Source organism: Methylotuvimicrobium sp. KM1, from assembly GCF_044788715.1.
In the GTDB taxonomy this organism is placed as follows: domain Bacteria; phylum Pseudomonadota; class Gammaproteobacteria; order Methylococcales; family Methylomonadaceae; genus Methylotuvimicrobium.
Genome location: NZ_CP173170.1, coordinates 4,772,320 through 4,784,115, shown reverse-complemented (window position 1 = coordinate 4,784,115; position 11,796 = coordinate 4,772,320). Strand labels below are relative to the sequence as shown.

The 11,796-nt window shown below is 51.3% G+C and carries 15 protein-coding genes; 3 read left to right on the top strand and 12 right to left on the bottom strand.

The genetic code is table 11. The annotated features are described in order from the left end of the window. Positions 1-171: 171 nt before the first annotated feature. From mscL to yfbR, 3 genes are all read left to right on the top strand, one after another. Positions 172-576: a large-conductance mechanosensitive channel protein MscL gene (gene mscL / locus ACINK7_RS20845; RefSeq protein ID WP_404358337.1), complete on the top strand. Its 405-nt coding sequence runs from the start codon at positions 172-174 to the stop codon at positions 574-576. Positions 577-1,375: 799 nt separating this feature from the next. Further along, positions 1,376-1,528, top strand: coding sequence for a hypothetical protein (locus tag ACINK7_RS20840; protein WP_404358335.1), 153 nt, complete (start codon positions 1,376-1,378; stop codon positions 1,526-1,528). A 462-nt stretch (positions 1,529-1,990) separates the two neighbouring features. Continuing rightward, complete coding sequence (gene yfbR, locus ACINK7_RS20835) at positions 1,991-2,575, top strand: 5'-deoxynucleotidase (protein WP_125217860.1); 585 nt, start codon at positions 1,991-1,993, stop codon at positions 2,573-2,575. Between the two features lie 107 nt (positions 2,576-2,682). Here the strand turns inward: yfbR and ACINK7_RS20830 are convergent, their stop codons facing one another. The 12 genes from ACINK7_RS20830 to ACINK7_RS20775 form a co-directional block, all read right to left on the bottom strand. Further along, complete coding sequence (locus ACINK7_RS20830; protein ID WP_404358334.1) at positions 2,683-4,206, bottom strand: phytoene desaturase family protein; 1,524 nt, start codon at positions 4,204-4,206, stop codon at positions 2,683-2,685. Between the two features lie 90 nt (positions 4,207-4,296). Beyond that, positions 4,297-4,677: a GxxExxY protein gene (locus ACINK7_RS20825; protein WP_404358332.1), complete on the bottom strand. Its 381-nt coding sequence runs from the start codon at positions 4,675-4,677 to the stop codon at positions 4,297-4,299. Beyond that, positions 4,658-4,786, bottom strand: coding sequence for a hypothetical protein (locus ACINK7_RS20820; protein ID WP_404358330.1), 129 nt, complete (start codon positions 4,784-4,786; stop codon positions 4,658-4,660). The genes ACINK7_RS20825 and ACINK7_RS20820 overlap by 20 nt, the downstream gene beginning before the upstream one ends. After that, the gene (locus ACINK7_RS20815) at positions 4,783-5,205 is read right to left on the bottom strand and encodes an acyl-CoA thioesterase (protein WP_404358329.1); all 423 of its coding nucleotides are present in this window, start codon (positions 5,203-5,205) and stop codon (positions 4,783-4,785) included. Before ACINK7_RS20815 ends, ACINK7_RS20820 begins: the two co-directional genes overlap by 4 nt. Further along, complete coding sequence (hutH, locus tag ACINK7_RS20810) at positions 5,198-6,727, bottom strand: histidine ammonia-lyase (protein WP_404358327.1); 1,530 nt, start codon at positions 6,725-6,727, stop codon at positions 5,198-5,200. The genes ACINK7_RS20815 and hutH overlap by 8 nt, the downstream gene beginning before the upstream one ends. After that, a complete protein-coding gene (locus ACINK7_RS20805; protein WP_404358325.1) occupies positions 6,727-7,329 on the bottom strand; it encodes a Uma2 family endonuclease in 603 nt (200 codons plus the stop codon). The genes hutH and ACINK7_RS20805 overlap by 1 nt, the downstream gene beginning before the upstream one ends. A 72-nt stretch (positions 7,330-7,401) precedes the next feature. Then, positions 7,402-8,325 carry a hypothetical protein gene (locus tag ACINK7_RS20800; protein WP_404358323.1) on the bottom strand — a complete coding sequence of 308 codons (924 nt, stop codon included), beginning with the start codon at positions 8,323-8,325 and terminating at the stop codon, positions 7,402-7,404. Further along, the gene (locus tag ACINK7_RS20795) at positions 8,322-9,056 is read right to left on the bottom strand and encodes a glycosyltransferase family 2 protein (RefSeq protein WP_404358321.1); all 735 of its coding nucleotides are present in this window, start codon (positions 9,054-9,056) and stop codon (positions 8,322-8,324) included. The genes ACINK7_RS20800 and ACINK7_RS20795 overlap by 4 nt, the downstream gene beginning before the upstream one ends. After that, positions 9,053-10,747 carry an AMP-binding protein gene (locus tag ACINK7_RS20790; RefSeq protein ID WP_404358319.1) on the bottom strand — a complete coding sequence of 565 codons (1,695 nt, stop codon included), beginning with the start codon at positions 10,745-10,747 and terminating at the stop codon, positions 9,053-9,055. The genes ACINK7_RS20795 and ACINK7_RS20790 overlap by 4 nt, the downstream gene beginning before the upstream one ends. Beyond that, positions 10,737-11,288, bottom strand: coding sequence for a hypothetical protein (locus tag ACINK7_RS20785; protein WP_404358317.1), 552 nt, complete (start codon positions 11,286-11,288; stop codon positions 10,737-10,739). The genes ACINK7_RS20790 and ACINK7_RS20785 overlap by 11 nt, the downstream gene beginning before the upstream one ends. Continuing rightward, complete coding sequence (locus tag ACINK7_RS20780) at positions 11,288-11,536, bottom strand: acyl carrier protein (protein ID WP_404358315.1); 249 nt, start codon at positions 11,534-11,536, stop codon at positions 11,288-11,290. The genes ACINK7_RS20785 and ACINK7_RS20780 overlap by 1 nt, the downstream gene beginning before the upstream one ends. Continuing rightward, positions 11,533-11,796 (bottom strand): phosphopantetheine-binding protein, encoded by a 264-nt coding sequence (locus ACINK7_RS20775; protein ID WP_341326584.1) that lies wholly within the window; start codon positions 11,794-11,796, stop codon positions 11,533-11,535. Before ACINK7_RS20775 ends, ACINK7_RS20780 begins: the two co-directional genes overlap by 4 nt.

The following is an 11,796-nucleotide window of genomic DNA, read 5'->3' as shown; positions in this document are numbered from 1 at the left end:
AAGACATTTATCGGCGAAAAATACTGCTCTCCCTTTAAAAAGGGACCCAGAGCGAATTTGGAGCATCGGTGAGACGAGCTTAACCTCGATCTCATTAACAAGGGATGGTATTGGAGTGGACTTCTATGGCAAGAACAATAATAACAATTTTAACTTTTGGGGAGTTTTACTATGAGTATTTTAAAAGAGTTCAAGGAATTCGCGGTCAAGGGCAATGTAATCGACATGGCGGTCGGTATTATTATCGGAGCGGCATTCGGTAAAATCGTTTCGTCATTTGTCGGTGACATTATCATGCCTCCAATCGGAGTTTTGATCGGGGGCGTAGATTTTTCCGATCTGGCTATTGTGTTAAAGGAAGCCACGGAAGGTGCGGAAGCAGTCACGTTAAGTTACGGTAAATTCATTCAAACATTGATCGACTTTACTATCGTCGCTTTTGCGATTTTCATTGCAGTCAAATTTATTAACAGGCTTAAGAAGCAAGAGGCGGCAGCGCCGGAAGTTGAGCCGGAGCCTTCCAAGGAAGAACAACTATTAACTGAGATTAGGGATCTGCTTAAAGAGAAAAAATAAAAACTCATAAATCTTACTGATTAGTAAGCTTCTTCAGCTAAAGCCCAAAGATCAGCATATCCATAGCAGGACGGGGTTCGCAAGCCATGCGCGTCAAGCTAAAACGGCCAACCCACATCACGCTCTTTCCCAAGCTCCAGCTTGGGAAAGCCCCCCGGAAGCTCCCCCTTCGACAAGCTCAGGGCAAGCCTTCGACAAGGCTCTCCTGAGCGCAGCCGAAGGGCTCAGGGCAAGAGCTTCCTGAGACCGACACAACCTTCGCACATTCTCAATCACCCCCGGCTCGCTTGTTCAATCTTTCTTGATTGTCGGGAAGCTAGAGCTTCCTTAACAGGTTACCCAAGCCGGAGCTTGGGTAACAGCATATTTTAGTTTTTGCGACTACGACTGGCCCCTGCTCGGATACTTGGCTTCGGTAAGCTGAAGCATCTTGCTAATCAGGTGGCGGAATGACGGAGTTTCCTTAACTTAATGGCAGTAAGCTTTTCCATCGGCTACCCACAAGGCATTGAAAACATAGTGCAAATAAAAGTTTTGACGCTAGGATGTACCCAGCCTTGGTTGTAACGGCTGGGTTAATTATGCTTTGGCAGATAAAAAAGGCAGTTATGTCTGTCGGGAAATGACGGCCAGAAGCGCAGAAGGGACTCTCAAACTAAACAAAGAATGAGCTAAATCTCTTTTATTACGTAATAAGAAACAATCTATCAATAATTGAGTCTATTGTTAACACAAAGGTAACTAGGTATAGTTGTCCTCAATCCCACTAATTCATACCTTTTCACTAGGATATTGCGAAATGACTGATTTTCAGAAAGATGTCGCGCTCGGTTTGATGTTTATTATCGGAATTTTCGGATTCATTTCCGGAGCTTTTATCGTTTCAGCAATGACATTTGCCTCGGCCGCGATGTTTAGCATCATGTTTTCCAATCGCCGTATTCGCGATTGATTCTCTCCCCTCGTTACCTTTTTTACCTCGTGTGTTGTTTTGCCGGAGCTTTACGCTCCGGCTTTTTTTTGTCCTGCGAATTCTCGCAAATAAATAAAGCGCCTAAATTTAATCTATTACTCCCTTTATACTCAAAAATTAGTTAACTTTATGAAGGTATGGGGTGTGGCTAGCGAGGATGTCGGCAGCAGGGATCGCTGCCGTCAAGCCCCCATGGATGGGTTTACCCAGCACCTAAATTCCATAGTCCATTGGCTATGGTTAACTATCTGAGATAATTTAGGTGCTGGGTGAACGGCGGTCCTCGATAGACACATCCCATACCTTTTATTCTTAGACGGTTTTTCGACCAAAAGGGAGTATGGTTAAACTTCGAGCGAATGTGGCGGCGCAAAGTATATTATTATCCGTGATATTTTATCGTTAGAATAAGTTACGTAATTTTGCTACGGAGCCACAATCATGTCGGGATTTTTCGCTACCATCAATCGTTTGAAATATATTCAACGTTGGGGACTTAAGCGTAATTCGATCAATGAAAACGTCAAGGAACATTCATTCGATGTTTGCGTGATAGCGCATTTATTATGCACCATCAAAAACGAGCTATTCGGCGGAGCGATCGACCCCGGCGAGGTCGTTTTGGCCGCGCTTTATCACGACGCGCACGAAAGTATTACCGGAGATTTGCCGACGCCGATCAAAAAATTCAATCCCGGAATATTAAATCATTATAAGGACATCGAGTCGGTCGCCTCGCAGGCCTTAGTCGATACCTTGCCCGATGCGTTAAAAGACGACCTGTATAACTATGTCACCGAATCTTGCGAGGAGTCGATTTCCGAATTGGTCAAAGCTGCCGATACGATCAGCGCCTATGTCAAATGCGTCGAAGAGACTCGGGCCGGCAATTTCGAGTTTAAGGATGCCATGGACGACATTGAAATACGACTCAACAAGATCGATTTACCGGAGGTCGATTATTTTCGGGAACATTTCCTTCCGGCCGTGCATTTAACGGTGGATCAGCTATATCAAGGAGAATAATGTCGGTTAGCGGTTAGAAGCTAGCAAGCCACTACCAATTAAGCTAAGCTGTTCGACTGGCTCACCATGAACGGCTTAGCTTAACAGCAGTGAGCTAGCAGCGGATTCTATGTTTGCCCAAGCGTTTCAATCAATCGCCAGAATTCGGCCTGCTGCCTAATTCCCAACACTCTTTGCGCAGCCTGCACGCCGGAGACGCTGACGCCGTATACGCCGCCGCCCGGCGAAGTCCAATGGCCGGCGAAATACAGCCCCGGCAGCGGCGATTGATTGGGTAGGCGCGCAGGGCCGACTTGGCTCGGCGAAACGTCCCAGCCGTAAGCCGCGCCCTGAAAATTTTGCGTGTAGCGGCGCATCGTCGCCGGAGACCCGCCTTCGATAAACAAGACATGATCCTCGAGCCCGGCGATATACTTTCCAGCCAGTTTTAGCATCGCATCCATATAGCCCGGTTTGGCCTGTTGCCAAGAGTCCGTTGCTTGATAAGGCAGCAAGGTCGTCAGCATCAAAAGATGCTGACCTGGCGGGGCCAGACTCGGGTCGACCAGCGTCGGAGCGGTGATACTGAGCCAAGTAATCTCGCCGTTGCAGGTCGCGGCAAAATTCTTCTCATGATCGAAGTCTTGGAAACAAAACGACTCGTGAGCCAATTTCTGCGCGATGAGATCGATATCGGTCGCGATATAGACCGCGAAAATCGACAAAGAATGCTGCATTTTTTTGATGCGTTGAATATAGCGTGTCGGAAAATGCTGTTCGCCGATCATCTCGCAAACCGTATGCCGGATGTCGGCATTGGCGATCACGACCGGCGCGGCAAACTTTTCATTTTTTACCTCGACACCGGCAACCCTTCCGTTTTCGATCAGAATTTTATCGGCCGGCGATTTGAAGCGGATCTCGCCACCGTGCCGTGCGAGACCGTCGACCAGCGTATCTGCCAAATGCTGGAAACCGCCCTTGCAGTAATAAGCACCGTCGACCATGTAGCCAATCAACATCGTCGACCAATAGACAAAAGAGACTTCCGAAGGCGGCAGGCCAAGATAAGGCCAATTGCTTGCGAAGAGCCCCAGTAATTTCGGGTTGGCGATGAACTCCCGCGCCACTTCGGCCAGGGTTGCTTTGCGGTATTTGCATAAGGCTGGCAGCAAGCGTTGTGCCTCGGCTAGGTTCGTCCCGGCTATGATCTCATCGGCGACGGTAATTTCTTCGGCCACCTGCAGACATAAACGGGTCAAGTCGCGCAAACCCTGCTGCTCTTCCGGAAACAGCCGTCCCAACCGTTCACAAAACGCCTCGACCGACTGCGGCAAAGCGGTGTTCAAATCCGGATAACGGGCATGGCTGAATGGGTCTATGTTGATGAATTCGATACTGTGTTCGACATCGAGCGCCTGTAACACCTTGTAGATGATTTGTCCGCCTCGGTAACCGTCAGGGCCGCAGCCGCTGATCAAATGCACGCCGGAATCGAAACGGTATTTTTTGCGCCTGAATCCGTGCGCATAACCACCCGGCCGGTCATGGCTTTCGAGTACCAACACCGACTTACCGGATTTCGCGAGCAAGCCGGCCGCAGTCAAGCCTCCGATGCCGCTACCGATCACAATGACATCATAGTCCGTCACGATGCTGTCGAATCCAAGATTGTATATTTATTTTTTACCATGAAGAACATGAAGAAATTGAAGAGTTTGGTTTGTTCGGCAAAGAATATGTCATAAAACAAAACTTCTCAGCCCTTGCTTCAAAAGCTTGACATTAAAGTTGATTAAAAAACCTTGTTTGATATTCATCAATTTCATATAAGTCAAAAGCTGCACTTCATGAATACTTTTCAATTGATCTACGCTCTTTAATTCCAAAATGATTTGATTTTCAACTAATAGATCTAATTTATAACCACAATCCAAATGAATCCCTTTATATTGAATTGACAAAGGATACTCCGTTTTGAAATTAATTCGTTTGATATTGAGTTCGTGAGCAAGACAATTTAGATAAGTTGATTCCAACAAGCCAGGACCAAGAGTTCTATGAACTTCGATTGCACAGCCAATGACTTTAGTCGACAAATCACTAAATTCTCTTCCCTTCATTATCTTCATGCCCTTCATGGTGAAATGCTTTTTCTAGGTTTAATTCTGTTTCCTTCATTACCTTCATGCTCTTCATGGTGATGAAAAAATGATAAATGAAGGCTTTCATGATGCAAATAGCCCTAGTTTTTCGAATAAAATCGGCGGCGATTCGTAGCACATTTCGCCGCTGGAGATCTCGACCGCGACTTGGTAGGTATAGCCGCGCGTCAAGCGCGCGCCGGTTTGTTTGTCGAGAATCAGATAATTGATTTTCATGCGGTTTTCCCATTCGGTCAATTCAGCATGCACGATGATTTTTTGACCGAACTTCGCCGGTTTCGCATAGCGGACGCGCACGTCGACGACCGGCCAGGCATAGCCGGATTCGCGCATTTGCATATAGCCGTAATCGATCTTATCGAGCAGTGCGCAGCGGGCGATTTCGAAATATTTTAGATAATGGCCGTGCCAGACGATTTCCATCAGGTCGACATCGAAAAACGGCACCTCGATTTCGACTTCACAGGAGACGATGGCCTTAGTCATACAGAAGCCAATGCCGGTCGCGGATCAATTGCAGACAGAGGCGCAATTCCCGTTCCATTGCTCGGTCGGCTTCGAGAAAACCGATCTCGGCCCTCACTTGTTGCAGCGTATGCTTGAGACCGGCACTCAACCCCGGCCGTTCTCCTCGCAATTCGACGCCCTGGATGACAACGATCAAAACGGCCGCCGCGACCTGCTCGGTCAATTCGATGATGCGCACGCAGTCTCTCGCGGCAATCGTGCCCATGCTGACCTTGTCTTGATTGTGGCATTCGGTCGAACGCGAAAATACGCTGGCCGGCATCGTCAATTTCAAGGCCTCGGCGGTCCAGGCGGACACGGCAATCTGCACCGCCTTGAAGCCGTGATTCAGCATCGCCTCCTCACCCTTCGCGCCGGACAAGTTGGCCGGCAAGCCGTGATTGAACTTGGTATCCATCAATTGCGCCATCTGCCGGTCCATCAGGTCGGCCAGATTCGCGACCGCCGTTTTTAAGCTGTCCATCGCGAACGCGATATGACCGCCGTAAAAATGTCCGCCGTGCAAGACATGCTCGCCTTCGGCGTCGATGATCGGATTGTCGTTCGCGCTGTTCAATTCGTTTTCGATGAACTGCCGCAGCCACGGCAGCGCGTCTTCGAGTACGCCGATCACATGCGGCGCGCAGCGTAGCGAATAGCGGTCCTGCAGACGCGTATCGTTGCGCGGCGTCTGTTCGGTGACATGCAAGTCGTCTCGAATACGCGCCGCGACCTTGATTTGTCCGGCATGCGGCTTGACCGAGAACAGTTTTTCGTCGAAATGATAAGCGTTGCCGTTCAGCGCAACCGAAGCCAGCGCGGTGATGCGCGTGCACAATTGCGACAAATAGGCCGCGCGTTGAAAGGCCAGGCAGGCCACCGCCGTCATTACGGCCGTGCCGTTCATGATCGCGAGACCTTCCTTCGGTTTCAGCGTCAACGGAGCGATGCCCAATGTCGCCAGCACTCTCGCGGCCTCCTGCTTTTTGCCGCGATAGAGCACTTCGCGCTCGCCGGCCAGCACAGCCGCGAGATAAGACAACGGCGTCAAGTCGCCGCTGGCACCGACCGAGCCTTCCTGCGGAATCAACGGCAGCACATCGTGTTTCAGTAATTCGGCGATCTGTTGCAGCAAGCGGTAACGTACGCCGGAAAAGCCCCGCGCCAAACTGTTCAAACGCACCGCCATGATCGCGCGGGTTTGTTGTTCGTCGAAATGCGCGCCGAGACCGCAGCCGTGGAAGGTATAAAGATGCCGCGACAAGTCGCCGGTCTTGTCCAGCGGGATCGACACGGTGCAAGAGTCGCCGTAACCGGTCGTGACGCCGTAGACGAAGCCTTCCTCGCGCAGCAGCGTTTCGATGAATTCGGCGCCCTTGTCGATGCGTGCGACGAAGGCCGGCGCATTGCTTAATTCGAGTCGATACGAGCGTTCCGCAAGCGCGGCAATGTTTTCGATCGTCAAATCCTGTCCGTCGACGATTACGGTTCGTTTAGTCATTAGCGGCTAGCAAAAAGATCAATCAAATCAATTGATAAGTCAGGAAATAGATAAGATGATGCCCACTTATCGGCAAACATGGCCTTGAGCCGATACTGCCCTGCAGAATCGAGAACAAACTGGTGAATCGCTTGTTGTTCCGGGTAAACCAACCAATATTCTTGTACGCCGCATTCTTGATAAAGCTGATATTTGATTTGCATCTCCCGCTTGGAATTGCCTGGAGAGAGAATTTCGATAATCCAATCCGGCGCGCCGTTGCAACCTTGTTTATCCAAAATTTCAGGATTACAAATGACGCATAGGTCAGGTTGTACGACGGTAAAAATTTCCTGACTACTCAGCACGGATTTATTTCTATCGTATAAACGCACGTCGAAAGGTGCCGGAAAAATTTCGCATAGCTTATTTTTCAAATGGAGGTCGATGCCGACCAGTAGTTTTCTTTCAATACGTTGGTGCCGGACGCTCGGCGCGGGCGACATCAACATGACCTTGCCTTTGATCAATTCGATGGTTTCTTTGATTTGCCAGGTCAGATAATCGGCATAGCTATAGGTTTGCTCAGGGTCGAGTTGCGACAAATCGGTGATTTTAGGCATGATATTTAGCTTTCTCTAATTGTAGCCGGGGGGGCGAAGTGCTAAGAGCATGACATCCTATCATATTGCCCCTTAGTCATTTCCATCCAGCCAAAAATCGTAAAAATTGAACCACTGCAGCGGTTCTTGCAGACAATAGTGCTGCAAGCGGTCGGCATAGTCCTGAGCATAACGCCGGGCACGTTCGTCGCGAAGTTTTCTCGGTAGATTCAAACCATCGCTGAAATGATCGAAATAAATCGCTTGCTTATCCTGACGCTTCAAGCAAAACAAGGTATAGACCGGACATTTCAGCAATGACGCCAAAATATACGGTCCTTGCGGAAACAGCGCCGTTGCGCCGAGAAAGCGCGCTTTGGCGACACGCCCTTGCCCTGTGACCGGAATTCTGTCGGCGGCGATCACGACCAGTTCGCCGGCTTCGATTTTATCTTGCAGCAGCATGGCCGTCGCGGCATTCATTTCGGTGACTTGAATCAGATTCATGCGCCCGGATTCGGCATAACGGTTCAGCAGCGCATTGAATTTTTCGGCATGCTTGGTATGCACCAAAACATTGACTGTGACGTTTTTGCGCAACTTGGCGATGACTCGGCACACTTCCATATTACCCAGGTGCGAACCCAGGATCAAAACGCCCTGGCCGTGTTCGAGATGACTGACGATGGCGTCTCGACCATGGTATTCGACATCGTTCAACGAGATCGCGCCGCTCCAGGCCGCCAGCTTATCGATGATCGCATTCGCAAAAGCGATGAAATGCAGATAACTGCCGTAGCGTCTGTCTCGTATCGTGTCTGCGGGCAAAAAGTCCGACACGCGGCGCAAATAATCGATACTGGCTGCGCGCGCCTTACCGTTGAGCAGCCAGTAATAACTGACCACCGGATACAAAAACACTTGCAGCACCCGGCGTCCGAACAACAGATAGACCTTGAGCAGCAACTGCATGCCCCAGATGACTCCGCGTTCCTCCATGTTGGCCCAATGTTTCATCGCCAATGCCTCATCAACAAGCGCGGCAGGCGTATGAGCATGCCGAAAAACAATTGCGCATGTTTTCTCGAAATCAACAGATTGTCGCGCAGCATGTCGAAATGCGAAACGCCGTCCAGCGGATAACGCACTTCGGTTTCGACATTGACCACATCGACGCCCTGCCAGTAGAGACGCACGGCGATTTCGATGTCGAAGTCCATGCGCAGGCCCATTCGGGCCGATCTCAGCAAGGGTTCGACAGCCGCGAGCGGATAGCAACGAAAACCGCACATGCCGTCGGCGATCGAAAGCGACAGCGTATTGATCCAAATCCACAGGTTCGTGAATTGACGGCCATACAATCGGCCCTTGGGCACGGTGTCATCGAAACGAGGCTTGCCGAGAATCAGCCGGTTTGGGTGTCGTTCGGCTACCTTCAGCAGGCGATCGATGTCCTCGAGCCGGTGCTGTCCGTCGGCATCGATTTGTAGCGCATGGCTGAAGCCATCGGCTATCGCCAAGCGCAAACCGTCGATGACTGCCGCGCCTTTGCCGCCGTTTTCTGGGCGTTCGTATAACACGATCCAATCCTGCTCACGTTCGGCCAATCGCTTCAACACCGAAGTGCAGGATGGCGTGCTGCCGTCGTTGATCAGATAGCAAGGCAGGCCGTAGGGTTTTAATTGCTCGACGACCGTGCCGACCGCGTCTTCGTGATTGTAAACCGGGATAATGACGCAAACCTTCATGGTCGGACTCCGTACACCATCCGTCCGGAACTATGCGATTCGCTGACCGAACTCAGATCGAAATAGAGCTTGCCGTTCTCGTCTCGCCATTCCAGCGTCATCTTGATCAAGGCATCCGGTAGAATGATTTTTTTAAATTTGACCGCTTCCATCGTCAAAAAAGGTTGTTCGATCGAAAAAAACAGCTTGCCGTAATGTTCCGCCCAAGCCAATTGCGTCACGCCCGGCAGAATCGGCATGCCCGGAAAATGTCCGTCGAAATAGACCAGTTCGGGTTGAATGCGAAATTCCAGTTCGACGCGGTTGGCCGCGATTCGGCAGTATAGCAATTGCGGATATATGGCCGAGTCCAACGCGAACGATTGCCGCAGTAAAACATGATCGATTTTGCCTTGCCGGGTCATCGGCAAGCCGTCGAAGCACAGCCATTTGCGCGGCAACACTACCGATTCGAAATTCCGCTGCAACTGCCGCCGCAATGACTTGAATATGGCCGCGCGGCCTTGGTGGCGTAAAGCCGCCAAGCCGCTTTCGGTCAACGCGATAGCGGCCGCCACACGGTCTCGCCGGTTGCTGACCAGCAAGCAGTGCGCCTGCTCGACCCAATCGGATTGAGCCAAGGCGTTTTCCAATGCGTCCAACGACAAGCGTTTTTCCTCCACCTTGACGATGCGGTCGAGCCGGCCCAGCAAACTAAAGCTTCCATCATCGTGCAGTTCGATCCGGTCATCCATCGGATAGGTGCTTACATCGGGCAAATAGGGCGATGAAAGCAAACAGCGCCCATCCTCGCCCCGACTGAGACCGATACCGGCAAAGGGCGTCCATCGCGTATCGTGACTTGAACGGCGCCACGCAATGCCGCCGGTTTCGGAACTGCCGTAGACTTCGATGACCTTCTGCCCGCAGTGCCGCTCGATTTTTGCTGCGGCCTCAGGCGGCAACGGTCCGCCCGAACTGAAAATAGCGCTGAACCCGGCTAATTTATCCCAATCGGTCAGTTCATCGAGCCTTTTCAATTGCGCGGGGCTCGCGGCCCAATAGGCGGGTTGGCCGGACAGTGCTTTCAACATCGGCTCGGGACTCAAAAATAGCTGGCTGTAAAAACAGCGACCCGACGCCAACGGCCATAACAACCTGAACAACAATCCGTAAATATGCTGGTGACTGACGGTCGCGGCCGCCGCCGACTCTCCCAATAGTCGGCCCCACTGGGCTTCCAGGACATCGACCTCGCGTTGCAATTGCAGCAAGGTCTTGACGATGGCCTTAGGCCTGCCGTTCGAACCGGAGGTAAAAAGCGTCAACTGCGTATCGATCGAACTCAGCGCATGTAATTCGATGAGTGCTTCGGCAGAACTCGGCAATGACGATTCGCGCCCTTGCCAGGCACCGATCAACACGTAGCCTTGCCCGGCCAGCTCGTCGGCGGTCGCCGGACAGTTATTGCCGGGAATGATGACTTTTTTGTTTGAATGCCACAAGGCAAACAGCGCCACCCCGAACGGATAGGCGTCTTCATGATAGAGGGCATAGCAAGACTGCGTTCGGCGTTGTAATACCGAGGCTGCGGCCGCGACATCGGCGCAGAAGCGTTGCCGGTCCAACCGTTGTCCTGCATGCACGGCGAGAGTCCGTTTGGGATGCGCGGGTAATGCGCAGCGGCTCAGCGGAGTCGGTTCAGCGCACATGATCCTGCGTCCTGATTCGCACCCAATATTCGATCGCCATCAATAAACCCATCAACACATAAGCCAGCAGACCATTATACAGGCTCCAGCAGGCAAAGCTGCACCACAGCGCGGTCGCGGCGGCGATCAGTCCGTTCAGTAAAAAAAACACGCACCAGACCTGGGTGACCCTTCTGGTGTAAAGCACGCCTTGTGGCGGCAAATCGGGATGTTGAAGACGCGCCAGCCTTTCGATCACCGGCGGCGGAAAATACAGGCTCGAAGCAAATACCAACAATAAGCCCAGGTTCATCAAAGCAGGATAAAAACGCAGCGTGATCTCGTTATTATTCCAGACAGCCAAACCGCAAAACAGCAGCGCGGCGATGACCAAGCCTTGATTGGCCGCGCCGGTAGTCCGTCCGTAAACCAGGCGCACGAGCAACAGCGTGGCCAAGGACATGGCAATCTGCCAGGGCTGCACCGATTGAATGCCGAAATAAACGGCCAGCGGATATAACAGCATCAAGACACCGATGACGCCGTTAAGCCATTTGCGCATTAGATATGGATCAGTTTATCGACGGCTTCGACGACATCGCCCACGGTGCGTGCGTTCTTGAAATCTTCCGGCTTCACGGCCTTGCCGGTCAATTCCTTGAGTTTGACAATCATGTCGACCGCGTCGATGCTGTCGAAATCGAGGTCTTCATAAAGACGGGCTTCGGGCGTCACGTCTTCCGCGTCTATCTCGAACATCTCCTGCATGATGTCCTTGATCATTTGCAGAATGTCATCGCGATTGTTCATGCTGCCCTCTGCTCGGAATCAATAAATTCAGCCAGCGCGGCGACCGACGCGAAAATATTGACCACGTCGTCTTTTTCCGAATCGATCCGGATATTATATTTTTTTCTAATCGCGAGGCCCAGTTCCAGGGCATCGATTGAGTCCAGCCCCAAGCCGTCGTTAAACAAAGCTTCGTGACTATCGATATCGTCCACGCCGATATCCTCCAAATCGAGCGACTCGATAATCAATTTTTTTAATTCATTTTCCAAACTGCTCAT